This is a genomic window from Sorangiineae bacterium MSr12523 (assembly GCA_037157775.1).
Taxonomy (GTDB): Bacteria; Myxococcota_A; Polyangia; order Polyangiales; family Polyangiaceae; genus Pendulispora; species Pendulispora brunnea.
This window is the reverse complement of sequence record CP089982.1, coordinates 3,598,034-3,621,860: the sequence shown is the minus strand read 5'-3', so window position 1 is coordinate 3,621,860 and position 23,827 is coordinate 3,598,034. Positions and strand designations below refer to the sequence as shown.

General features: G+C 63.6%; 27 protein-coding genes. 12 read left to right on the top strand and 15 right to left on the bottom strand.

From position 1 onward, the window contains the following. The first annotated feature begins 244 nt into the window (after positions 1–244). Positions 245–406 (top strand): Flp family type IVb pilin, encoded by a 162-nt coding sequence (locus tag LZC95_14595; GenBank protein WXA98057.1) that lies wholly within the window; start codon positions 245–247, stop codon positions 404–406. 66 nt (positions 407–472) lie between these two features. Here the strand turns inward: LZC95_14595 and LZC95_14590 are convergent, their stop codons facing one another. Next, complete coding sequence (locus LZC95_14590) at positions 473–3,109, bottom strand: insulinase family protein (GenBank protein ID WXA98056.1); 2,637 nt, start codon at positions 3,107–3,109, stop codon at positions 473–475. A gap of 157 nt (positions 3,110–3,266) precedes the next feature. Between LZC95_14590 and LZC95_14585 the strand changes: the two genes are divergently transcribed. Further along, positions 3,267–3,428 carry a Flp family type IVb pilin gene (locus LZC95_14585; protein ID WXA98055.1) on the top strand — a complete coding sequence of 54 codons (162 nt, stop codon included), beginning with the start codon at positions 3,267–3,269 and terminating at the stop codon, positions 3,426–3,428. Between the two features lie 191 nt (positions 3,429–3,619). On the opposite strand, the gene LZC95_14580 is transcribed toward LZC95_14585, so the two are convergent. After that, a complete protein-coding gene (locus LZC95_14580) occupies positions 3,620–4,255 on the bottom strand; it encodes a thiopurine S-methyltransferase (protein ID WXA98054.1) in 636 nt (211 codons plus the stop codon). 69 nt (positions 4,256–4,324) lie between these two features. On the opposite strand from LZC95_14580, the gene LZC95_14575 reads away from it, so the two are divergent. Beyond that, positions 4,325–4,960, top strand: a complete 636-nt coding sequence (locus LZC95_14575; GenBank protein ID WXA98053.1) for a hypothetical protein — start codon at positions 4,325–4,327, stop codon at positions 4,958–4,960. A gap of 17 nt (positions 4,961–4,977) precedes the next feature. Here LZC95_14575 and LZC95_14570 read toward each other — a convergent pair whose 3' ends face one another. The 6 genes from LZC95_14570 to LZC95_14545 form a co-directional block, all read right to left on the bottom strand. Continuing rightward, entirely contained in the window at positions 4,978–6,420 is a 1,443-nt protein-coding gene (locus LZC95_14570) for an alkaline phosphatase family protein (GenBank protein WXA98052.1), read from the bottom strand. A gap of 65 nt (positions 6,421–6,485) precedes the next feature. Further along, on the bottom strand, positions 6,486–7,109 hold the full coding sequence (locus LZC95_14565) for a TetR/AcrR family transcriptional regulator (protein WXA98051.1): 624 nt from the start codon (positions 7,107–7,109) through the stop codon (positions 6,486–6,488). A gap of 83 nt (positions 7,110–7,192) precedes the next feature. Continuing rightward, on the bottom strand, positions 7,193–7,975 hold the full coding sequence (locus tag LZC95_14560) for a hypothetical protein (GenBank protein ID WXA98050.1): 783 nt from the start codon (positions 7,973–7,975) through the stop codon (positions 7,193–7,195). Between the two features lie 157 nt (positions 7,976–8,132). Further along, complete coding sequence (locus LZC95_14555; GenBank protein WXA98049.1) at positions 8,133–8,903, bottom strand: hypothetical protein; 771 nt, start codon at positions 8,901–8,903, stop codon at positions 8,133–8,135. A gap of 19 nt (positions 8,904–8,922) precedes the next feature. Then, complete coding sequence (locus tag LZC95_14550; protein ID WXA98048.1) at positions 8,923–9,324, bottom strand: DUF6184 family natural product biosynthesis lipoprotein; 402 nt, start codon at positions 9,322–9,324, stop codon at positions 8,923–8,925. Between the two features lie 58 nt (positions 9,325–9,382). Further along, positions 9,383–9,883, bottom strand: coding sequence for a MarR family transcriptional regulator (locus LZC95_14545; protein ID WXA98047.1), 501 nt, complete (start codon positions 9,881–9,883; stop codon positions 9,383–9,385). A gap of 55 nt (positions 9,884–9,938) precedes the next feature. Between LZC95_14545 and LZC95_14540 the strand changes: the two genes are divergently transcribed. From LZC95_14540 to LZC95_14530, 3 genes are read left to right on the top strand one after another with little or no spacing between them, the layout of a single operon-like run. Further along, positions 9,939–10,655, top strand: coding sequence for a DUF4336 domain-containing protein (locus LZC95_14540; GenBank protein ID WXA98046.1), 717 nt, complete (start codon positions 9,939–9,941; stop codon positions 10,653–10,655). 11 nt (positions 10,656–10,666) lie between these two features. Next, complete coding sequence (locus LZC95_14535) at positions 10,667–11,050, top strand: gamma-glutamylcyclotransferase (GenBank protein WXA98045.1); 384 nt, start codon at positions 10,667–10,669, stop codon at positions 11,048–11,050. 7 nt (positions 11,051–11,057) lie between these two features. After that, positions 11,058–11,870, top strand: coding sequence for a hypothetical protein (locus tag LZC95_14530; protein ID WXA98044.1), 813 nt, complete (start codon positions 11,058–11,060; stop codon positions 11,868–11,870). Between the two features lie 8 nt (positions 11,871–11,878). On the opposite strand, the gene LZC95_14525 is transcribed toward LZC95_14530, so the two are convergent. After that, positions 11,879–12,310 (bottom strand): hypothetical protein, encoded by a 432-nt coding sequence (locus LZC95_14525; GenBank protein WXA98043.1) that lies wholly within the window; start codon positions 12,308–12,310, stop codon positions 11,879–11,881. After that, positions 12,298–12,579, bottom strand: a complete 282-nt coding sequence (locus tag LZC95_14520) for a cupin domain-containing protein (GenBank protein WXA98042.1) — start codon at positions 12,577–12,579, stop codon at positions 12,298–12,300. The genes LZC95_14525 and LZC95_14520 overlap by 13 nt, the downstream gene beginning before the upstream one ends. Before the next feature lie 75 nt (positions 12,580–12,654). Between LZC95_14520 and LZC95_14515 the strand changes: the two genes are divergently transcribed. After that, positions 12,655–13,113, top strand: coding sequence for a hypothetical protein (locus LZC95_14515; GenBank protein ID WXA98041.1), 459 nt, complete (start codon positions 12,655–12,657; stop codon positions 13,111–13,113). Positions 13,114–13,115: 2 nt separating this feature from the next. On the opposite strand, the gene LZC95_14510 is transcribed toward LZC95_14515, so the two are convergent. The 4 genes from LZC95_14510 to LZC95_14495 form a co-directional block, all read right to left on the bottom strand. Then, a complete protein-coding gene (locus LZC95_14510; protein ID WXA98040.1) occupies positions 13,116–13,415 on the bottom strand; it encodes a hypothetical protein in 300 nt (99 codons plus the stop codon). A gap of 155 nt (positions 13,416–13,570) precedes the next feature. Beyond that, positions 13,571–14,434, bottom strand: a complete 864-nt coding sequence (locus tag LZC95_14505; GenBank protein ID WXA98039.1) for a hypothetical protein — start codon at positions 14,432–14,434, stop codon at positions 13,571–13,573. A 3-nt stretch (positions 14,435–14,437) separates the two neighbouring features. Then, the gene (locus LZC95_14500) at positions 14,438–15,244 is read right to left on the bottom strand and encodes a hypothetical protein (protein ID WXA98038.1); all 807 of its coding nucleotides are present in this window, start codon (positions 15,242–15,244) and stop codon (positions 14,438–14,440) included. 7 nt (positions 15,245–15,251) lie between these two features. After that, positions 15,252–17,639 (bottom strand): TonB-dependent receptor plug domain-containing protein, encoded by a 2,388-nt coding sequence (locus LZC95_14495; protein WXA98037.1) that lies wholly within the window; start codon positions 17,637–17,639, stop codon positions 15,252–15,254. A gap of 80 nt (positions 17,640–17,719) precedes the next feature. On the opposite strand from LZC95_14495, the gene nikR reads away from it, so the two are divergent. The 5 genes from nikR (at position 17,720) to LZC95_14470 (ending at position 22,247) form a co-directional block, all read left to right on the top strand. Then, complete coding sequence (nikR, locus tag LZC95_14490; protein ID WXA98036.1) at positions 17,720–18,253, top strand: nickel-responsive transcriptional regulator NikR; 534 nt, start codon at positions 17,720–17,722, stop codon at positions 18,251–18,253. A gap of 142 nt (positions 18,254–18,395) precedes the next feature. Then, the gene (locus LZC95_14485; protein ID WXA98035.1) at positions 18,396–19,433 is read left to right on the top strand and encodes a deoxyhypusine synthase family protein; all 1,038 of its coding nucleotides are present in this window, start codon (positions 18,396–18,398) and stop codon (positions 19,431–19,433) included. A 2-nt stretch (positions 19,434–19,435) separates the two neighbouring features. Then, positions 19,436–20,773 (top strand): FAD-binding oxidoreductase, encoded by a 1,338-nt coding sequence (locus LZC95_14480; GenBank protein ID WXA98034.1) that lies wholly within the window; start codon positions 19,436–19,438, stop codon positions 20,771–20,773. After that, positions 20,770–21,510, top strand: a complete 741-nt coding sequence (locus LZC95_14475; GenBank protein ID WXA98033.1) for an SDR family NAD(P)-dependent oxidoreductase — start codon at positions 20,770–20,772, stop codon at positions 21,508–21,510. Before LZC95_14480 ends, LZC95_14475 begins: the two co-directional genes overlap by 4 nt. 2 nt (positions 21,511–21,512) lie before the next feature. Continuing rightward, entirely contained in the window at positions 21,513–22,247 is a 735-nt protein-coding gene (locus LZC95_14470; GenBank protein WXA98032.1) for an SDR family NAD(P)-dependent oxidoreductase, read from the top strand. A gap of 3 nt (positions 22,248–22,250) precedes the next feature. On the opposite strand, the gene LZC95_14465 is transcribed toward LZC95_14470, so the two are convergent. Beyond that, complete coding sequence (locus LZC95_14465; protein ID WXA98031.1) at positions 22,251–23,810, bottom strand: serine protease; 1,560 nt, start codon at positions 23,808–23,810, stop codon at positions 22,251–22,253. Positions 23,811–23,827: the final 17 nt, after the last annotated feature.

The following is a 23,827-nucleotide window of genomic DNA, read 5'->3' as shown; positions in this document are numbered from 1 at the left end:
GACGAAGGCTTCTTCGTCGCCGTTTTGCTTTTTGTCGTCTCGAATCCGTGTTGCTCGGCCATTTGCCGTTCAATGAACCGATGTTCGTCCAGCCTTTTCGAGCTTTTGCATGCGAATTTCTCGAGAAATTCGCACGCGGGCAGCTGGCACGGACCGTGTAATACCTAAAAATAGCCAATCTCCGAAGCACGCAGCACCCGCAGTACCTACCCCCTAAAAAACGACGACAACCAGGAGAATTCCTATGAACAAAGACATCATGCAGCTGGTCAAGGACGAGAAGGGTGCGACGGCCATCGAATACGGCCTGCTCCTCGTTGCCATTCTCCTGATCGTCGCTGGCGCCTACAAGAAGCTCGGCAAGGCCGTCAAAGGCGCTGCGAACGACGCCAAGGGCGAGTTCTGATCATCTAGGTTTTCGCTTCACTTGCACGCGGCGACGAAGGCTCCTTCGTCGCCGTTTTGCTTTTGTTCAAAAGCCTTCCGTCATGCAGGCGCGAACGTCATCCTGGACGTCCTTCGCCGTCGTCTCGGCAATGTAGCGTGCCGCAAGGTCGAGGCTCTCCAGGGGAAAACCGAGATTCGCCACCTCCATCACGGCGGAAGCGACCTGGCCGTTGGTCCCGTACGCCAAGGTGCGCGCGCGTGCGGCACGCAGTTTGGCCCATGCGAGTGCATTTACGTCGAGGGGTCCTTCGGCGAGGTTGCGCAATGCCTCCTTCATCGCCGCAAGCGTGGTCGCGAGTTTGTCTCGTTCGACCGCGGTCGAGACGTCCAGGTACGACGTGCCGCCGCGAAGCACGTGGGCGGTTGCAACGACGTCGGTGAGCGCATTCGACTTGGCGGCGACGACTTCGGCGAGCCGAGCTTCCACGAGCCGGGCCACGACATCGCGCCGGGGCAGATCCGACGCCTTGGTGGCGAGAGGAAGAATGCAACCAAGTCGCACTTGCGACTGCCGTGCGCTCGTTTCCTCCGATGCAACCACCTGGAGCCCTCCTCGGCGTGAGCCCGGCGGAACCACGGAGGCGGTCTTCGAGCCGGATGCCCAACCCCCGAATTCCGTTCGCACGAGTCGTTCGACTTCGGTAGGGTCCATGTCGCCGATGACGATCAGCGTGCCATTGTTCGGCACCTGCACGGCGTCGAGCCAGTCCTGTGCGGCCTTGTGGGTCGACGTTGCAAGCTCGTCGTCGGTTGGCCAGAGGCCGTGGGCGTTCGTCGCGGCCAGGAGGGACCTCATGAATCGACGATGTTCGATCAGTTCGGAACTCTCTCTCTCTCGCCGGCCGTCCAAAGCCATTCGAACGCGCGGGTCGATCTTCGCGTCTCGGACTTGGTGCCCCATCCCTGCGAGCATGGGGCCGACCCGTCCTGCCGGACCTTCGAACGCGAAGTACGTCTTGTCCAATGCAACTTGGCCGCGCGGTCGAACCTCCGACTCGTCCGACGGAGGGTGGGCGAAGAATGCCAGCACCAACGCCGAGTAGGCGGTAGCCGGTTGCGCCGCGGTGGCATATCCGCCGCGGAGCAAGAAGTGCACGGCCACACGAGGCAACCCGCCGTGGCGGCCGATGATGACATCGAGGCCGTTCGGAAGCGACATGCGCCGGTAGGCGCTCGCCCCGAGACCGGGCGCGAGCTCGCGCAATCGGGCCTCGTCGATCGGCAACGGACCGAAATCTTCGTCGCCCACCGCGTACTTGCCAATGGGTCTCGCCGCGGCGATGCCGCCATCGGGCGCTGCGGGAACATAGACGGCGCGGGCGCGCTCGGGCGCCAGGTACTTTCGCACGTATCCGAGGAAGGCGCCTTGCTCGAGCCGGACCAATGTGTCGATGCCATTGCCATATGTCGTGGGACTCTGGGTAAAGTGCGTGGTGAGGGCACGCTCCTTCCCGCGGCGAACCAGGTCCTCTCCTTCGAACAATTGGCCAAGCGCCAATTCCTTGCGACGGCGAAATACGTCGTCGTCCTCGCCGCCGCCGTCCTTCGCCATCTCGAGTACCCGATCGAGGGTCTTGTCGAGGTTCTCCCCTCGGCGAAGCTCCACGCGAAGGACCAGCATGGACGCTTCCGCGCCGGGAACGAGCCGAGAGCTCATGGATGCGATGTCATCCTCGTTCGCGTAGAAATGCATGCCGGCTCCATCGGCCACCATCCGTGCCAGATGGACGTTTGCATCGACAGCACGGGGCAGTGACCAAGCGACCCACAGCTCGGGATGGGCGGCCGGTGCGATGGCATGCGAAAGACGCGGTGCGGGCGGTGCGGGCGGCTCGGAGGCTTGCGCCGGAATCGGCATGCGATGCACGGAACTCGGTGCATGGAGCAGCTCGGCAGGAAGCGCGCCCTCCAGCGTGCGATCGATCGTTGCGAGATCGATGTCGCCGAGGATGGCCAATGTCATGTTCCCGGGCTGGTAATGCGCGCGAATGAACGAGGCAATATCGCTTTCCTGAATCGATCCCAGGCTCGCCTCCGTTCCGAGGCTCGGCCGCGCGTACGGATGCCCCGCGGGGAATACGGCTCGTTGCAAGGATGCGAGCACGTCGCCAGAAAAACCCGTTTCGTTGCGTGCCGCCAATTCGCCGCGCACGGCGTGAAGTTCGAGGGCGAATGCGTCCGGTGTCACGTTCGCGACTGGCGCGAGCATCCGAGCGCCCTCGAGCCGGAGCAGCTCCTCCAAGGCCGATGCCGGACCAAGCTCGCTATAAAGCGTTGCGTCCATCGTGGTTTGCGCGTTCCAGTCGGCGGCGTAGGCGCGTTCTAGCAAGCGACGAAGGCTCGAGCGCCCGAAGGGGCGGGAACGAAACGCGAGATGCTCGACCAGGTGGGCCAGGCCTTCTTTGCCCACCGGATCCTTCGACGAGCCTGCGCCGACGACCAGGAAGATCCCCACCACTGGCGACGTCGCATCTCGCTCGGCGACAACCCGCAGCCCTGATGGAAATACGATCTGGCGCACCAGCGTCGGAGCGGCGGCCGGCAGCTCGCGCGCGGGCTCGAGCGAGGCTTTGCAGCCCGCGAGACCGGTGGCGACGACGAAGAGTATGCCGATGACCAGACGCGCGAGCGCGCGCCCAATTCCTCCACGTTTGCCGTTCAATGAACCCCTCCCGGTCCAGCCTTTTCGGGCTTTGCGTGCAAATCTCTCGAGAATTTCGCGTCCGGATGCCTGGCACGGAGCGTGTAATAGCTATCTCCTGAAGCACGCAACGACGCAGTACCCCCCCTAAAAAACGACGATAACCAGGAGAATTCCTATGAACAAAGACATCATGCAGCTGGTCAAGGACGAGAAGGGTGCGACCGCCATCGAGTACGGCCTCCTCCTCGTTGCCATTCTCCTGATCGTCGCTGGCGCCTACAAGAAGCTCGGCAAGGCCGTCAAGGGTGCGGCGAACGACGCGAAGGGCGAGTTCTGATCGCCTAGATTTCCGCTTTTCGAAAGAAGACTTATGCATGCGGCGACGAAGACTCGGTCTTCGTCGCCGTTTGCCTTTAAAGGCGGTCTGTGGCCGTTCGGCTCGTTGCATCCGCAACCAAGTCGTCCGGGGCTCGCTCGACGTTGCGTGAGAATCGGCAGATGAGATCTACCGACTCATCGTTGTGTGCCTCAATAGCGAACGAAGAAGCAGCGGTCCTTGCCCTCGATGCCGGCGTCGCGGAACTTCGTCACGACGCTCGGGCCGTGGCTCAGGAATTCGACGGTGAGGCCGCGGTAATGCTCGCGCAGTTCCGCTTCGAGGACCGCGAAGGGGGGGCCATCGATGCGCGATTGGTCGTACTCGAGGGTGACCACCAGGCCCGGTGCACCGGACGGCAAGAGGGTGCGGAGATGGCGCGCGTAGCGGGCGCGCATGTCGGGCGGTAACGCTACCAGAGCCGCTCGATCGTAGAGTGCGTCGACAGGACCGAGCACCTCGGGGGTCGTGGCGAACATGTCGCCCACCAGGATGGTGATGGTGCCCGCCGAATACGCGGTGAAAGCACCGCGCGGGCGGACATCGGGCGTGGCGCCGTGCTCGGCGAAGAAGGCGCGTGCTGCATCCTCGACGAGCTCCACGCCGACGACGTGGTGGCCGCGTCCGGCGAGGTACGCGAGATCTTCCGCTTTGCCACAAAGCGGGACCAGGATGCGCCGTGCCTCACCAAGCCGCTCGACGTGGCGCGACAGGTAGGTGTTCGCGTTGCCCTCGTGAAAGGCGATTTTCCCCACTGCCCATCGGTCGATCCAAAACGTCGCGTCCATGGTGGCCGATTTTCGCACAACTCGACGCGCGCGTGGGTCGACAGATCACCGGGAGGAGGTGGCTCGAACGTGGATGACGAACTGGGAACATACCGCGCAAGGCTGGGAAATCACCTCGTCTCGTTGACGTGCCGGTCGGACTTCGAGGACAAAGCGCGCGCGTTCCTCGACACTTTGGCCGAGCTCGATGCCAAGCCAGACGCCACCATTTTCTTCGGTGGATTGCCCTTCCGCATCAGCCCGACCCCAAGTGGGCTGGAGGTTCGTCAGCCCGATTATCTGTTGGGAGCGGCCCCCGGGGCGGAGGACATTTGGACAGCGTGGATGGCAGACGTGAGTGGGGCTCTGGTCCTGCTCACCGCACAACTCCGCGTGACCAGCATCATCGGGGTCGAGCCTTGCGATTACCGCATCGACCAAACCATCACCGTGCTCAAGGAGGCTCTCGACCAAGAGCGCTTTTGCATGGTGCGACAGGAGCCTTCTTCGCCGAACGACTCGGGCTGGTACCTCGGCTCGGCGGAAAATGGTCCCCAGGACCACGCCCCCGCGAACTACGCCATCGTGCCTCTGGCTGCCCTATTTCGGCTGCGGCCCGCGGCCCTTCGTGTCCTCGCTTTGCCGCCAGGCTTCTTGGCCCGCTTCGAGGGTGATGCCCTCGTGGGCGTGGGCAACGAGGATGACGAAGAGGTGTACGCTCGTTAAGAGAGACGCGGTCCCCTCTAATTCGCGAACTTGAAGGCGTGGGCGGACAGATCGGCTTGGCCCCCGACGCGCGCGTTGAGGTCCGGCAGAGCCCAGCGCTTCTCGATCAGCTTGAGAATCGCCGTCGTGTCGTAGACCGTGGAGTCGATGCCGCCCTTCGCGTAGGGCGAAATGATGACCGCGGGAATGCGCGAGCCGGGGCCCCACTTGTCGGTCGTGGGCGGCGCCACGTGATCCCAGAAGCCGCCGTTCTCGTCGTAGGTGACGATGATCGCCGTGTCGTTCCAGGTCGCGCTGCCCATCACGTCTTTGATCAAATCGACGGTGTGGGTTTGTCCACGCACCATGTTGGCGTACTTCGGGTGCTCATTGTCCACGCCCACCGGCTTCACGAAGGACACCGCCGGCAACTTCCCGGCCTTGGCCGCGGCGATGAAATCCGCCTCGTCCTTCAGGTGCTGCGTCTTGGCCGCGGTGCCATCGGCGTAGTTCTCGAAATAGATGAACGGCTGATGGTGATATTGAAACAACGGATCGGCGTTGCCGGCGATCGCATCGTTCCATCCGCCCGAGTACCACGCCCAATCCACGCCCGCGGCGCTCAGTTGATCGCCAATCGTGGGAATGTCCTTCGCCTTCTGGTTCGGCAGATACCGCGTCTTCGTCTCGTCGATCGTCGGGTGCGGTAGATTCACCGAAAAGACCGTGTTCACGGCATAGCCATCCGGCGTCAGGATGCCATCCTTGGTCATGCGCCCGTTGCTGTCGACTTGCGCCTTCATGAAGTCAGGCGCGCCCTCGAAATAAGGCGTCGCGCCGGCGATGAGCCAAATGTGGTTCAAGAAGGAGCCACCGAACGCCGCGTGGAAGAAATGGTCGCAAACCGTGACCTGCGACGAAATCGTATTCAGGAATTGCACGAAGGGCAGACTGGCCGTCGGATAAAAGCCCATGGCCAGACCCTTGCTGTCGTCGTTGTACGCGGCGAACGAGTCCATCTTGCCGGCGTTGATCTGCATCTGCTCGTGGTAAAAGCGATGCGTCACGTCGTTCGTGGTCTGCTTGTCGTTGGGCACGTACTTGGTCAAGTCGAACGGCCCGTTGTCGATCCGGTTATCCGGAATGTTGGGATCGTTCTGCGGCAACTTCGCATACGGCGTGTTCGTCGCATCGACTTGCACGCCTTTCGTCCCGGCCGCGGCAAGGCCCTCGGCGCCGGGATAGCTGCCGTACAAGTTGTCGAAGCTGTGGTTCTCCAGAAAGATCACGACCACGTGCTTGATCGAGGAAAGCGTTGCCGGACCCGCATCGGTCCCCGCATCGGCCGTCACCGTGGCGTCGGTGCCTGCATCGGTCGTCGGTGGGACATGGACGAGCGTATCGTCCGAGGCACACGCCCCCAGAGCGGCCGCAGCTACACACGCACCCAACGCGAGAATCGAAAACGGTAGCTTCCTCATAGGAAGCGCGAGCATAAACCAGCTCGACCACAGCCGAATACCCGCTGGTGTGAACCTGTAAAATTCTATCCTGTCTTCTTCTTTTGGAGGCCGTGGAAGGCGACTTCGATCATGGCCTCCGCGTGCGCGTCATCCAGCGACGCGTGGCCTGAAAGCAGGCGATAAATCATGGGGCCGAAGATGAGGTCCATGCCGATGTCCATATCCACGTCGTCACGGATCTCGCCGCGCTCGACACCGCGTTGCCAGACGATGCTCGTCTCCTGGCGCCGCGTGCGGAGAAACCGTTGGCGAAAGACTTCGAGAAACTCGGGATCGCTTTGGCCCTCGGCCACGAATTGGCGGAAGGTCTTGCCTGCGGGGCTCGTGTAGAAGTGGATGACCGCTTCGAGCACCTGCTTGAAATCCTCCACGGCGGAGCCGGTGTCGGGGATGCCCACGTTGATCCGCATGTTCGCGAGGAACGCGTCCAACGCGACCAGGTTCTTGTTGGGCCACCACTTGTAAAGCGTGGCCTTGCTCACACCGGCGCGCTGCACGATGGCATCGGCCGTCACTTCACGCAGCGACTTTTTCTTCAGCAGTTCCGTTGTTGCGGACAGGATGGCGGCTTCGCACTCGCTGCTGCGTTGACGTCCTCGAGGCTTGGACTCGGGCGGGGCAATGCTGGATGCGTTCTTGGCCATCATCACGACACGGGTTGAGGGTTGGCGATTATAGAAACTATACGTACAGTTTTTTGCTTCGGAAATTTTTTTCGGGCTTTTTTCCTTCAGTGGACCGAGGTCTTCGCGAGCTGGATGCTGGCGCTCCGCGTCACCGCAGGGCGGGCGTTCGGCGAAGGCTCGTAGAAGCTCGCGGTGGACGCAACATAGGTGCCCGCCACCGGCTTCTCGTTGTGCATGGCCACCACCGTCGGGAACGTCAACGCGAAGGGGCGGGCGTTGGGCGAAGGCTGATAGAGGCTCACGGTGGAGGTGTTCTCGATCTTGGCCGGCGTGATGGCGCTGGTCGGCGCGGTCAAGACGACGGGGCGCGAAGGAGCCACGGGCTTCGCCACGGTTTTCGGGGCGGCCGCGGCCTTGGTGCCGGTCACGATGGCGCCGGTCACGGTGACCGGGGGTGCCACGGCAAGCGGCCGCGAATTCGGTGAAGGCTGGTACGTGCTCGACGGGTCGAAGCTCGCCACGTAGGCGGCGGGCTTCTCGGAGCGGACGCCGTCGACGATGACGCCGGTCACATTCACGGGAGGCTGCACGGCGAGCGGCCGCGAGTTCGGCGAAGGCTGGTACGTGCTCGACGGGTCGAAGCTCGCCACGCGGGCCACGGAGACGGATTTCGCGGGGACGCGCACGCCATCGCCCACCTGCCCCACTTGCCCCGTGACATTGACGGGAGGCTGCACGGCGAGCGGGCGCGAGTTCGGGGAAGGTTGGTAATAGCTGGAAGGATCGTAGTTCGTCGACGACGGCGACTCGGCAAAGGCCTGCGTCGAATAACCAACCAGACCAACGGCAACGGTGGCGACCAACGAGGCAACGCGGAACGATTTCATGACGGTTCTCCGACTTTCTGTTTGGAAACTGATCGTTCAGTTTCACACACGGAGAACATAAACTGGACGTTTAGTATTACAAGGTCCCGTCGGACGTTTTTCTGCGCGCAAAAACCGCGCGATTTATGTATGAGCCCGCTTTAGCCGGGCGATCCCGTCACTTCGGCAGCTTGCCCTGGAGCTCGCCAAGAAGCGCTTCCAGATCCGGATTCTCGGCCATCATTTCCTGCGCCTTCTTGAGGGCGGCCTGGAACTCGTCCGAGGAGAGATCGGGCATCGCCGGCATGACCGGGACCTGCCCGGGCAGCGGAGCATTGGGAACGTTGCCCATCAGTTTCTTCACCGCGTCCTCGAGGCCACCCATTCCACCTACTCCACCTATTTGCGGGAGCGCCTTTTCGAGGTTCGACTGCGCATCGGCAAAGGCTTGGGGATCGCCGGAGAAGACGGCGCGGGTCATCTGCTGCACGAGGGCGGGATCCAGCGCGCCCATGATCTCACCGAGGGCCGCGTCCAAGCTTCCCGCGGGCGCGTTGCGCAGCCGCTCGGGCACGTAGCCGTCCGGCACGACTCGGGTCCACTCGCCGGCATCGCCCACGCGCTCGACCAATGCCTCGTACGTCTCGGTGCTCGGACCGCGCGCGGCCACGTCGGGAACGACGAAGATGCCGCGCGGATCGCGGTGCTCGTCGACGAGCGGCCCGAGAAGCTGCCGCACGAGGAGCGCGAGCTCGTCGCCCGGCGTCGCGAAGGGCGCACCGGTGACGATGCTCACGGCGTCCGCGAGCGGGCGCACGCGCACGGGTATCCCGTTCTTCCCGGCAAAGAGAAGATCGGGCAACGCCGTGGGCGCGTTCGGCGCTGGTGCGAGCTCCGCGTGAAGGCGCGAGGGGGCGATTCGAAGAACGGCTACGGCGTCGATTCCCATCCGCGCATCATAGGCCAGCTCACCCTCCGAGCGAGCCCCGTTGCAGCCGGACGCAGAGCTTTTCGGCGCGGCATTCTTTTACCTGAGGAATGCTCGCGCGGGAGTCGCCGCACGGCTCCTGCGCAAGGGCCTGACGGCATTCCTCGTAGGCGCGGTGCTCGATGGCGCCTGAGCAGCCGCGGGTCTCCAGCTCGGTCTGCGTCGCTCGGTGGCCCTCGAGGACGCACGCATTGCGATCCGGGACGCGGTTGCAAGCAGATTGGCGATCGCAACGCGCGGCAGCAAGCGCGTGCACCGCACCGTCGATGTCCATCCATGCGGCCCCAGTGGTCTCGGTGGTGCCCACGGGCTGTGGGGTGCTGCTGCAAGCCACCATCGCAACGGCCATCGTCGAGACCGCGAATCGAAGTTGGTAGAGCATGGTCTCCTCCGGTCGGGAGGCCGATGCAAAGCGGGTACCCGAAGCGCGGTCGTGTTCCCTACTCTTTCGAGCTGGCGACGATGGCCGTGAGGGCTTCGTGGAGCGCGGTCATGCGTGAAGCTCCGATGATGGACTGCATCTCATCGCCAATTTCGGCAAGAACGGCGAGGCCATCGAGCAGGGCTTTTTGCCCGCGTTTGCTGTAGCGAACGAGCTTGGCGCGGGCGTCGGCCGGATCGGGAACGCGCTCGAGCATGCCCATCGCCTCGAGCTCGTCGACGAGTTGCCCGGCCGCCTGCTTCGTCACACCGAGGCGTTTTGCAATATCGGTAAGACGGGTGCCCTCGAGATCGATGTGCGGGAAGAGCGCCGTGTGCGCGACGCGGACCGGTTGACCCGAGCGCGTGCGCACGCGTTCGATGGCGCGCTCGTTGAGCAGGCGAGCCGCCTTGAAAAGAAGCTGCACCGTGGAACGAGCCTTCTCCGCCTCGAGCTGTTTGCGGTACGCATCCGTGGGCATCTCCTCATGGGGATACGACGGGCTCGCGGCAATGGTCAAGGAACCTTGACAATATAGTCAGGCGTGCTTGACTATCTGGACACGGAGGCGCGACATGCTGCGGACCATCACGGACGATCTATGGACCCTCGAGCGCGACATTCGATTGAGCGGAGGCATGCGCATGCCGGCGCGGGCGACGATCTTGCGCCTCACGGGGGACGAGCTGCTCGTGCACTCGCCGCTGGCCATGGACGACGAGACGGCGCGCGCGATTTCGCGCCTGGGCAAGGTGACGAGCATCGTGGCGCCGAACTGCATGCACCACCTTTTCTTGCGGGATGCGATCGCGCGCTGGCCCAACGCACGCGTGTTCGGCCCGGCCGGGCTCGAGCGTAAGAGCAAAGGCATCTTGTTCGATGCATTGCCATCGGAGGGGCCGATCCTCGATGGAACGGTGGCGGTGCGTCGCATCGATGGAGCACCTTCGTTGGCGGAGCACGTCTTCTTCCATCCGCGCTCGCGGACGTTGGTCGTGTCCGACTTGGTCTTCAACGTCCACGCATCGCCGGGCTTGTCGCTGCAGTTCTTTCTGCGCCTCGTCGGCGTATGGAAGAAACTCGGGCAGAGCCGGGTGTGGAAATTTTTGATCAAGGACCGGGCCGCTGCTGCGCAGAGCGCTCGGGATTTGCTGCTTTGGGACTTCGACCGCCTGGTGATGGCACATGGCGACATCGTCGAGGCGGGCGCCCACGCGAAGCTGGAAAGCGCCCTGGCGTGGATGGGCGGGTCGCCGGTGCCTCCCCTTTTGCCGCGGGCGAGCACGCGATAAGCTTGCCGCAAATGGCACGCATGTTCCTCAATGGTCAAGCCATGGAAGGTGGCCCCTTCCATCACCACCTCAAAGGCGCCCCGCTGGTCATGAAGACCCGCACCGCCCCCGGCTATCGCTTTTTCTCGGTACGCGACACCTTTCCCGGACTTTACCCCGACGCCTCCGTCGATACGAGCATCGAGGGCGAGGTGTACGACGTTCCCGAGGAAACGTTGCGCGACGACCTTTTGCCGAACGAGCCCCCCGAATTGGAATTCGGCATCATCAAACTTGCCGACGGCTCTTCTTCCTTTTCGATGATCCTGCGCCGGAGCGAACTCGAATCGGGCGGACACCGCGAGATTACCTCTTTCGGCGGGTGGCGAAATTACATGAAGAGTCTGGAGCGCTGAATCTCCGATGGGCGCGGGCGACCAAGGGCATTTGAAGGCGGATATTTTCCTCTTTCCGGAGGAACGCAATCTCCGCATTTTCACGTGCGACAACGTGGTGCAGGGGCGAATCGATGCTCGCAACGTCTTTCACCAAGATGACGGTGATTGGCAATTCCTCTGCGGGGGCGACCATGGCGAGGACGGCGATGTGGAAGACCGGATCCACATCGCGTGTCTGGAGTGCACGGTCGCCCGCGACCCGACGCTCAACGCCATTTCGAAGATGCCGCGCGGCCACCATGCGGTACGAAAGGGCCGAGGCGAACCTTGGTTCGTTTGGCAGGATGGGGGCGAAGAGGCACTGGGCCGCGCGGAGGGCGATTCCGAGAACTATGTGACCTATGTGACGGAAAGCAGCGCGTGGCTCGGGCGCCGCCAGGATGCGATGCATGCCCAATTCGGTATTCGCGATGCCAAGACTTGGCACTACGACCAAGATACGGGCCTTTTTACCTTTACCTTCGCCGACCGCCCCCCCGTACTCGCCGATTTCGAGAAAGTCGGCAGTGTGTCGACGCGCAGCAACACGTGGCTCTGGTCGTGGGCGAACGAGAGCACCGAGCCGCGGCTCACGCTGGGTGCCCAGCGTGCGCGCGATTTCGGGCGTGAGCGGGACTGGCTTCCATTGTGGCTAGCCGATTACGCCGCCGACGAGGTGGATGGCTGGGAAATGTCGGCCATCGTCGCGCGGCTGACCAATGCCGAAGGCTGCTACCGCGCGCCCAGTGATTGGTTGTACCTGTATTTCACACTTCGCAATCTACGTTGCGCGGATTGACGAGGGCCTTACTCGAGGGCGCCCGTTTGTTCGATGCGGCGACGAAGCGTGCCGGGTTGTTCCCGGAGGCGCATGGCCATGGCGACGATGGCGGCGTCCACGCTGGAGAAGACTTTGACGATGCCCCGCTTCGTGACCAGGAGAAGCTCGGCCAGCACGGTGCGGACCAGCGTGGCTGCAAAACCGGTATCCTCGAGAACGACGAAGATCATTTCGCAATTGTCCGACCATATGTGCTGATGTTTCAGCATCACGCGGCGCGTTTGGCCGTCGGGAATTCCGATGCCCGCGGTGATGATCGACAGTGCAACGAGCGGCTCCCCCGCTTGGCGGCGGGTCTTGGGAAGCTCGTGAATGAGTTGATCGACGTCGGGCAAGGTCACCGCGGTGGTCCATCGGACCACGTAGAGTCGTCCGTTGGCGCCGGCTACGTACGCCACGTGCGCTGCTCCTTGCAAATGGCGGCGCGGGCTCGGAAGCGCGCGGGACTCTCGCCCGTGGCGCGGCCTATGTGCCCGAGCGGCGTGCCCAACACGGCCACCCGTGCCAAATCGCCCGATTCGAGCTGAACGCGGCGGCCGCCGACCTCGAGAAGGGCATGCCCGCGCACCTGCCAGTACGGCCGCGTGCTCGACGGTTCACGCGCTCGGCGCTTTCCCCATCGGTCCCCCAGGGTGATCTGGGCGGCCTCGAAGTGACGGAGCTGCATGCTCCATGGATAGCACGGACGCGCGGATCGCTCGTGCGGACGTGCGGCATGCTCGCCCGCTGTACGCCTTACGGCATGAACGAACCGCATCCTACAGCGCTGCAATTGCTCGAGCGACACCTCGCCACCCTCACCACGCAGCCCGAAATATGGTATTCGCTTTTTGCCGATGACGCCGTCGTCGCGTTTCCCTATGCGGCAGGGACGACATTTCCGCCACGCCTCAATGGCAAATCTGCCATTGTGGGGCATTACGAGCAGGCGGCCCGGTGTTCTCGTGGTGAAAGCGCGTGCCGGACGCACCGTCCGCTATCGCGAATACATCGGCGGCACCGGGCGGACCGGCCGCGCTATCTCCGATGGCCCCAGGGCAAAGGCGTGTCGGTCCGGCGCACGGGCACGCGCGGCGGCCCCGGCATCACACGCTTCGCGTGGGGCGAGGCCGCCGAGCTACCGGCCGTCGAAGCGATCACCGGCGAGCGGCCGCGAAGTCTGAGCGCATTCGTCGCGGCGCTCGCCCGGTCATCCCTATAGCGTTACTGCCTGCAGGAGCCTTCGCAGGTCACGCCCGTCGACTCCCAAATCCCCGCACCGGTGCAGAACTCGTGCTGAAAGCGCGTGGAATTGCCGCAGCAACCATCTACGCGCTTGCGCCGTTGCCCCGGCGTACATCCAAGAGCATTCACCGATTCGGCCTCGCCCGATTCCGACTGCAATGCCTGCGAATCTTGACCGACGCCTTGCGAGCCCGGATTGGAATCGCCGGACGTCTCCGCTGCACAACCTGCGACGAGAAGACCAAACATCACCATACATGTCGCGAGCAAAGTACGCATTGGACTTGTCCTTTCGAAGGGATTCCCTCTCCCGCCAACGGAGAAGAAAAAGCAGCGAAGGACGAAGCACGCGACGTGCCGCGAACGCACATCGTCAAATCGCGATGATCATTGGGGGAAGTGTCAACTCCATGTTGATTTCGTCCGGTTAAGGATCACTTGGCCGAGGCGAAGCACTCCCCTTCACCACGGAAGTGGCCAATCGTGCGCGACAAAGCCGTCACGAACGCGCCAAGGTCGTTGATGCCGGTCGCGCTTCCCGTGCCGTAGGGGATGTCTTTGGTGGAAATACTTGCCAGCTTCACTTTCGACAATTCGTCCAATGTGATGATACCGTCATTGTCCTTGTCGGCATCGGCCATGAAACCGAAGCGCACCTTGGCGTCCTTGGACTGAAGGTCGTCGTAATAGAGGTGGTCGCCGTGAATGGTCAGTTGCGGCGTGTCGGTGCCGCCATTGGTGACCACCACGCCGTCGGTGTCCTTGCCCGCGAGCTCGCCCTTGCAGCGATCGTAGAGCGTCACGGTTTTGAAGCCCCACGTGTACTTCTTGGTAACCTGGTCCTTGGTGGCCACGGCGTCGACGTAAACGCTGTAGCCACTTTGGACCATGAGCTGCTTGTCCGCATCGGTCCCCGCGCCAATGACGGTGTCGGCGGCGGCCGGCGCAATCTCGTAGCTGACGTGGGTCCACGGTTTGGCGGCGACATTGGCGAAGGTCACGATGGGCTTTGGGCCGCTGGTCGTCATATCGAACAACTTCGATTCCTTCATTTCGGCGCCCACGGCACCGCCACCGTCGGCAACTTTGATGTTCCGAATGACCACGAGGAACTTGTTGTAATGAATGGTCCAGCCATCCGCGACCGACTCCGACGGGATTCGTTTCTCGATGTAATCCTCACCCCACGTGCTGAACGCGACGCTGCCCGAGCCATCGTTGTCGTTCGAGTCCGAGCTACTGCACGCTGCCAGCGCGAGACCGAGCCCCAGCGCGGTACCTCTCAACATGGTATTCATGGTTCATTTCTCCGAGTACGAAAACACATATCCATCGCCCGCCTTCATTCCGCGAACGAGCTCTTTTCGTCCGATGGCCTCCGCGGGCATCAACACGGGGTTACCGTCCGCGCTGGCCGGGATGCTGTCGAACTCCACCTGATCGAACCAAAGTGGCAATTTGATGGTCACGGTGACCACGCCATCGCCTTCCATATCCGTTTCCGTGAAAGGGCATCCCTCGATGGCCGCGGCATTTTTCGTATTCACCACGTCCGCCTCGTCGATCTCCGCGCGGAAGATGCGCGCGTCGCTTCCTTTGGTCGCCGTTCCCTCGAGCACGACCACGTGCGAGCCGAGGGCACTCGCCTGGGGGCCCGTCGGCGGGGCATTGTACGCAAAGGTGGCGGACCGCACGATGCCCGAAACGCCGTCTCCTACGGGAAGCGACACGGCGCCCCCCACCAGATCGACCGACGAGGGGTTCAACATCTGGCCTTTGGCATTGCCCGGAATGTAATGCCCCGGGTGCGCATACGCGATGCCGATACCAAGGAACTCCTCGATGCGATCCAGCGGAGTTTTGCGCTTGGGCGCGGCATACGAAAAGATGGTCGCGCCATCGAAGTAATACAGCGATCCCACCGAAAGGGCGACCTTGCGCAAGGAAATGCTCCACCCCTGCGAATTGGCGAAGGCTTGGGTCGCCGGCGGATCGGTGGCGATTTTCGTGTCGAGCACGATGCGCTTGCCCGTGGTCGTGTCCGAGGAGCTCGAGCACCCGGCCAACGCCGTGCTGCCAATCACGAGTGCGAAATAGAGAGCTTTCATGGCATCCTCAAATATGCAGAGTCAGGGACAGAAACACGGAGCGCGGCGCCCCCACCGTCACGTGACGAAAGGGCACCAGTTGGGCGGGTTTACCTCGATCGAAATTCGAGGCATAGACGAATTCACCGTCGTACCAAAATGCATCCAGCAGATTGAACGCGTCGAGCCCGAGCTCTACCTCCTTCAGACGCAACCCGGCTCGCGCATCCACGAGAAAAATGTCGTGGCCCAATTCGGAATACGGCAGCGGACGCCGGATGAGCGATTCCAAACTCATTCCGATGCGCCCCTCCAGATCGCGCCCCAGTACGCGTGCGAGGCGCCGTTTGGCACCGATGTCCACGCGGCTGACGATCTGCGGCACGTAGGGCAGCAGATCGCCCTCCTTGTATTGTGCATCCGATCCCGTGAACGCGGCGCGCGTGTACGTCACGCTGGCGCTCGTGGTCAGCCAATCGACGCGCGCGGTGAGCTCCGCCGCGATGCCGGTGCGCTGCGTACCGGGAACGCGCTCGTTGCGCGCGGTCGTTTGATCGAAGGCGAGATCTTCCGATAGGCGCGTATGAAATGCCGCCAGCGAGCCCTGGAATCGATTTCCGTCGGCGTAGCGAATCCCCAGTTCGTAGCTGGTCACTTCGGCGAATGGGGTGCGCTCTCCCTCCGAAAGGCTGCGCGCTTGCGGCGAGCGAAAGCCCTCGCCGTAGCTCGCCAAGGCGTGCAGCCCCGGCAAAAGCAGAAAATCGGCCGTGGCCTTTTTTCCGAGGTGCGCGCCCTGCGCGGCGCGGGCCTGCGACGCCGTGGCCGTCGGATCCGAGGCGGGCGGCACGCGATCTTGCGTGGAATACGACAGCACATCGGCGCGGATCCCTCCGCGAAGGGCCAGCCGCCGAATCGGAAACAGCGACGCATCGAGGTAGCCCGCAACGTTGGTCCCGCGCACCTTGGCATCGACCATCGTCTCCGTGGGAAGATCGTTCACGTCGGAAAGGCGCCGCTGGGATTGCTCGATGAAGTCCGTGCGGCCGTAAAAGCCGGCCTCCAAGGCATCGCGCGAGGACAGGAGCTTCACCGTCTTCCGATACGAAGCGGTCGCGCCCACCATGATGTCTTCGTGAATCTGCTGCGTATTGTCGCTATCGTTCCGAGACGCACCGCCCCGCTGGCTATCCACCAGGTAGCCGGTGAAATTCTGGCGCAAGGTGAGCGAGCGAAAGGCCACGAAAGGCGCCACGCTGAAGTGCGAGCTCTCGCCATCCTGACGCAGCTCGGCGAGCACCTGCGTGCGGCTCGAATAGCCGCCCTGCTTCGGATCGTACAATCCGTATTTGTCGATCGTGCCGTTCTGAATATCGTCCAGGCGAACGACCCCGGCCGAATCGAATCGGCCGGTGTACGTCGTGGCGAGCACGCGGCCTTCGAAGCCTTTGCCGAAATCGTGTGTTGCCTGCGCAATGAACGAACCGCGGCGCGCGGCGCGGTTGGGGCCGAAGCCGTCGGTGGAGTACTCCTCGAACGCCGCAAACGTCTCGTCGGAGGTGCCCCGCGGATGGTACGCCAGAAAGAGCCGCTTGGTTCCAAAGGAGCCCAAGGTGCCGGTGGCGGTGATGCCCGGTTCGTCGTAGCCGAGGCGCATGCGAATCGAGCCCGCGACCGCGAAATCGCCCTGCCGCGGATCGTAGGTGCCCGGCGTCGCTTGGATCTCCTTGATCACCTCGGGCATCGCGAAATGCAGATCCGCATAGCCCTGGCCGTGGATGTTCGACACCTCGTTGATGGGAATTCCACCGACCCAAATTTCCAAATCTTGCCCGTGAACGGCGTCGAAGCCGCGCAGGAAGATCTGGTGCGCCTTCCCTTCCCCGCTGTGCTGCGTCACGAAAATACCGGGCGCGAGCTGCAGGAGATCGCTCGCCGTGCGGTGGGGCGCAAGCTCGATGACATCGCGCCCGCGCACGGTGGCCGAGGCGCTGCGCGGCGGTGGCGTACCACGCACTTGCACGCTCGCGCCCTCCTCCGTGGGCGCCGGCGGTGGCGGAGGCACCGGCTTTTCCACCGGCGGCGGCGTGCTCACGAAGCGCACGGCCCCACGCACCCGCGCAGAGACCGGCAGGCCATTCCGCCGGGCGGGCTCGTACGTCCACGTGCTCGCGGCGGCGATGGCTGCGCGATCGAACTCGGGCGAAATGCCCTCCTCCACGATGACGCCCTGCACGGTGCCGGCGACGGACACCGTCAATGTGACGGGCACGAGAACGTCGTGTGATTCGGCGTGACCGCCCGGCCACGCGCCCGGCGTTTGCGTCTTGGGCTTGGGCGGATCGATGTCGTGCGCGTGGGCCACGGACGCGAACGCCCACGCGGCCACCCCGAGCAGCTTCATCGCCTTCGAGCCCACGGAAGGCGCGAGTAGCACATTTTTGAACGAGTGTGCTACCCGATTCACGCGCCCGCCGACGAGGTACACTCGCCCGCGACATGAAAGACGATCTCGTACGGTTCGGAATCGCAATGGAGGGGTCGCTTTTGACGGCCTTCGACAAAGTCGTCGAGGCCCGCGGTGGTTCGCGCTCGGAAGCGTTCCGCGATCTGGCGCGGGCGGAGGTCACCCGCACGCAGCTTCGCAAGGGCGCCGAGGCCGTGGGAACGCTCACCATCATTTACGACCACCACGTTCGCGAGCTCAACGATCGGCTCACCGAGATCCAACACGAGCTGGGCACGCAGATCTTCGCCACCACGCACGTGCACCTCGATCATCATCGCTGCCTCGAGGTCATCATGGTGCGGGGGCACGCCGACCAGCTGCAGGCGGTGGCCGATCGCATCATCGCCATCCGCGGCGTGATCCATGGCGGACTGCAGCTCTTCACGGACGTGCCGCACAAGCCCGCGTGGCAGCGCCAGTCGAAGGCCGCCGCACCGGCCGAGCACACGCACGATCACGAGCACACGCACGGCCATGGCCACAAGGCCGAGCCCAAAAAGGCAGCGCCGCGACGCAAAGCCTGATCGGGCGATCATGCTCTCCATGCGACCAGGGCTTTCCTGGGCGGGCTCGGATCAATCTCCTACCGCGGTACGACGCGCCGTGCTACCAAGCCCGTGATTCGCGGCACAATTTCGCGCCGCAGAGCGTTCACGAACGACCATCATGACGACGCCCGCTTCCTCGACGCCCTCCCTGCCGATCCTCGAATTCGTTCTCACGAATTACAAGAACTTCAACGCTCGCTCCACGCGTGATGCGCTGCTCGGGTACTTACGGCACATCGAAGCAGGTGGAAAGATGTTCTGGGCCGTCGCCGGGGCCATGTCCTCGGCGCAGCTCGGCATCACGTTGGCCCCCGCCATTCGGGCCGGTCTCATCCACGGCCTCTCGGTCACCGGCGCCAACTTGGAAGAGTCGCTCTTCCGTCTGGTCGCGCACGACAGCTACAAAGATTTCCCCGACTACCGCTACTTCACCAAAGAGGATGACACGAAGATCCTCGAGGCGCGGATGCGCCGGGTGACGGACACGAGCATTCCCGAGGACGAAGCGTTTCGCGCGGTGGAAAAGTACCTCGTCCCCATGTGGACCAACGCCAGCCAGCGCGGCGAGCGGCGTTTCTGGCACGAGTACTTTTACGAGTTGGTTCAGACCATTGGCACCGAGCTTCACCAGGGCAATGCCGACGAGTGTTGGCTCCTCGCCGCCGCGAAGGCCAAGCTCCCCATCGTCGTCCCGGGTTACGAGGACTCGACCTTCGGCAACATCTTCGCCTCGCACGTGAAGACGGGGGAGTGCAGCGCCAGCATTGCCAAGTCGGGCATCGAGTACATGGCGCACTTCTACGACCAGTACCAGGAGCTCTCCACCGGCCCGGGCATCGGCTTCTTCCAGATCGGCGGTGGCATCGCGGGCGACTTCCCCATCTGTGTGGTGCCCTCCATCAAGTACGACCTGGATCAGCCGGTGAAGCCGTGGGCGTACTTCTGCCAAATCTCCGACTCGACGACGTCGTATGGCTCGTATTCGGGCGCGACGCCGAACGAGAAGATCACGTGGGACAAGCTCACGAAGGAGACTCCGATGTTCGTCATCGAATCGGACGCCACCATCGTGGTGCCGCTCATCCTGCGCGCGCTGCTGGAGTGCAAGCAACACCCCGCCGAGGCCAAGCGGCTGCTCACGAATTTCAAAGGATAGCCATGGGTTCGCCGGCAAACGGACAATCCACGCTATCGGGTTGGGGCCGGGTGCCCGTTCCGGGTCACGAGCAGCTCTCGGAGAATCTGGAGGCGGCCACCCGCGGTGCCGTGCTTTGCCGCGGGTTGGGTCGCTCGTACGGGGACTCCTCGCTGCCGGCCAATGCCAGCGACAAGGTCGTGGCCACGCGATTGGCCAATCGCATTCTCGCGTTCGATCCGGAGACCGGCATTCTGCGGGCGGAGGCGGGGCTGTGTTTGGCCGATTTGAATCGCCTCTTCATTCCGCGGGGGTATTTCACCCCCGTGACCCCAGGGACGAAGTTCGTCACCGTGGGTGGCATGGTGGCGAGCGACGTGCACGGGAAGAATCACCACATCGAGGGGTGTTTCGGTGCGCACGTGCGCTCCCTGCGCATGCGCCTGGCGAGCGACGACATCGTCACCTGCAGCGAAACCGAGAATCCTGATTTGTTTTACGCCACCATCGGTGGAATGGGCCTCTTGGGGCACATTCTGGAGGTGGAATTCAAAATGCACCGCATCTCCTCCCCATGGATTTGGATGGAGAGCGAGCGCGTGGGCGACATCGACGAATTCATCGCCGCCCTGGGCCATGCCGCGCCCCGCTGGCCGATGACCGTGGGCTGGATCGATTGTCTGATCCGCGGTGCCTCGCTGGGCCGGGGCATTTTGATGGCCGGTCGATGGGCCACGCCCGAGGAAGCCAAGGCCGAGCCTCCCCCGTTGCCGCGGAACAAGACGCTGCCCTTCGAGTTTCCCAATTGGGCGATCAATTCGCTGACCGTGCAGGCTTTCAACTTTGCCTATTATTGGAAGCACATGGACCATCGCGGTTCGGGCGTGGTGGGCACGGAGCCATTCTTTTATCCGCTCGACGCCGTGCTGCATTGGAATCGCGTTTATGGCGCGCGCGGCTTCACGCAATACCAATGCGTGCTTCCGCGAGCGGCAGGTCCCCGCGCGGTTCGGGAGTTCATGGAGCTCATGACCAAGTTGGGCGGCGCATCGCCCTTGTGCGTCATCAAGGACTGCGGCCCCGAAGGCAAAGGCCTCTTGTCGTTTCCGCTCGAGGGGACGTCCATCGCCATTGACATGGCCATCTCGGCCGACACACAACGAATCGTGGATCGCTTGAACGAATTCGTCATCGCGGCCGGTGGCCGCATCTACTTGACCAAGGATGGCTTTACGCGCGCCGAGCATTTCGCTGCGATGGAGCCACGCTTGCCGAAGTTCCTGGCCGCACGCGAAAAGTGGGATCCCAAGCGACGGCTCCGCAGCGCACAATCGCATCGCCTCTTTGGAGACCCCGCATGAAGGCCATCGTTCTGGGCGGCACCTCGGGCATGGGCCGCGCCATCGCACAGCGTCTGGCAGAGCGCGGCGACGGCGTATTTCTCTTGGGCATCGGCGACACGGAGCTCGAGCGAAGCGCGGCCGATTTGAAATCGCGTCACCCTTCGCGGGTCGACGTGGGGTATGCCGTTTGCGATCTGGAGAAGCCGGAGACGTTCGCCGGCGCGCTCGACGCCGCGGATGCCGCGCTGTCAGGCTTCGACGCGGTCATCGTCACCGCGGGGTTGTTCGCCACGCAGGAAAAGCTGGAGGCGGACATCGAGTTCACGCGCCGGCTGGTCACGGTGAATTACGCGAACACGGTGGTCTTCTGCGAGCACGCACGAAAGCGCCTTCTGGAGCGCGGCGGCGGGCACCTCACGGTGTTCTCCTCGGTGGCGGGCGATCGCGGGCGCAAGCCAGTGGCGATTTACGGATCGGCCAAGGCAGGGCTTTCGGTGTACCTGGAGGCGCTCGATCACAAGTTCCACGCGGCCGGGCTCTCCGTGCTTTGCGTGAAACCTGGGTTCGTGAAAACGGCCATGACCGCGGGGCTGAAACCGCCGCCGTTCGCCGGCGAGCCCGATCAGGTCGCGAACGACGTCATCCGTGCGATGGATGCACGCAAACCGATGATTTACACACCGGGCATCTGGGCGCTGGTCATGCTGGTGATTCGCTGGCTGCCACGCTTCGTGATGCGCAAAATCGGGTTTTGACCATGCGCGTACTCATTTTCGGGGCCACGTCCAACATTGCCACCGAGGTGGCGAAGATCCACGCCGAGCGCGGCGATCAGCTTCATTTGGTCGCGCGCAATGCGGAAAAGCTCGCCGAGGTGGCCACGCATTTGGGTGAGAAGGTCACCACGCGGGTGGCGGATTTCGGGGACCTGGACGCGAATGCCGCGCTGGTGGAGGAATGCATTACCGCGTTGGGCGGTGTGGACGCGGCGTTGATTGCCCACGGCGATCTCGGGGATCAGCTGGCCAGCGAGCGCTCGTTCAAGGACGCCGAGGCGATTTTGCGCGTGAATTTCACCAGCGTGGTCTCGCTGCTCATTCCGCTGGCAAACCACATGGAGGCCACGCGGCACGGGCGCATCGGCGTGATCACGTCGGTGGCAGGCGACCGCGGGCGGCCTCGGAATTACACGTACGGCGCGGCCAAGGGCGCGCTCAACGTGTACCTGCAAGGGCTTCGCACGCGGCTGTACGCCGCGGGGGTGCCGGTGACGACCTTGAAGCTCGGGCCCGTGGACACGCCCATGACGCGCGACCATGCGAAGCACTCGCTCTTCGGCAAGCCGGTGCGGGTGGCCCGTTCCATCGTGTCCGCCATGGATGCAGGCACCGCGGAAGCGTACGTTCCGTTCTTCTGGCGGGCGATCATGCCCATCGTGAAGAACACGCCGGAGCCGGTGTTTCAGCGATTGCCGTTTTTGTCCGGGCGATAAACGCTATTCGAAGGTGCGGGCGAACGGCGGGGCCACGTTTCCGGCCTCGTCGTAGCCAACGATGCAGAGTTTCGCGGGAAACTCCTCGCGGAGGATCGGAATCGCGATACGCAAGTAATCGTCGTAGCCATCCGGCTGCGCGCAATCGGTGCTCGCGGGCGGACCAACCTTGTATCGGTATTGCGATAATTCCGGCGGGTAGAAGAGCAATTCGACGCGCAGCCCGCCCCCATCGAAGTCGTGCACGAGCGTTCCCGGTAGGCGCTGGGGCGGCGTGGTATCGATTTGCACCTGCTCGATGCGCGCAAAGCGCGGATTTTGCCACGTCGAATCCGGCGTTGGGCTTCGTCCGCCCAAAAGGCACAAATAGTAAAAGCCTTCGGCCTCGGGCACGTCGTCGCGGATGACGCTATTTGCATTGAGCGCGATGGGCGCACCATAGCCGGCGAGATCGCGGCAATTCGTCGCGTGGGCGGGGCCTGTCTTGTATCGATAGTGCGTAAACTCCGTGTGCTTGACGGAGCGGTCCCACCGCAGACGGCGGCGAACGCCGTTATCCATGACGTAAGGCTGGTTCGCTCCGAGGGGGCCGCCCTGGACCTCGAGCTGCCGGCCATCGTCGAGAGGGCACTGCGCGCGGCGTAGGTTGAACGAGCCGCGCTCGTCGAAGCAGCCGCCGAGCCCCACGATGGGCGTCGCGTAGCTCGCGTCCGGACGAACGGCGTAGCCCGTGGCGGTGAGCTCGCAGGGGCGGTTGGCGTAGCAATCGGTGGTCCCCTCGGAGCCGCGTGCCGTGGTGTTCATCAAGGCGTGAATTTGGACACGGTCGCGCGCGAACACCGGAGAGCCGGAGCTGCCGCTGCGAATGTCGATGCAGTCGTTGGGCTGCGCATCGAAAAAGTGCCAGTGAAACTCGACGAGGTTCACGGACGAAGCGCGCCCGATGCAGCGCTCACGACGCAAGAAGTCGTCCGACTGCGACGTGTCGAGCGGTGCCCCGACGACGTCGATGGGCGCGCCCGCCGCGGGCAACGAAGGTGCGATCGCGAGCGGTGCGATCCCGAGTGTGCCAAGTTCGCCCACGGTACGGGCCAATTTCAGGATCGCCAGGTCATGCCCTTTCATCGTGGCATGCTCGATCCGTGTGACGGGAACGCGCACTCGAGCTTGCTCGGTATTGGCGAAATAGTTGAACACGACCTCGAAATCCGACCCCGGTTCGGCATCGAGGGTCACGTCATTGGCCCCCAGGATGGACGGGCAGTGGCCACTGGTCAGGGCATAGGCCGGTGCCGCCGGATTGTTGGCCGAGGTTTGGACGAACACCGCCGTACAGGTCAAACTGCCGTGAAACCGCCCGATGGCCTTGTAATTGGCATTCGTCGGATCGAGTCCATCGAGAAGCTGCGAGCCACCCGACGTCGCGCCATCGCCCGTGTCCCACGCGGGCGTGCCAGCGTCGTTCGCCGCGTCGGGCGACGCATCCTGAGGTCCCGGCTCACCCGACGAGCCACCGCCACAAGCGAAGATGCAGCACACGGCGGCGAAGGCCAAGTGTTTCACGAGCGTAGCGACTGAGC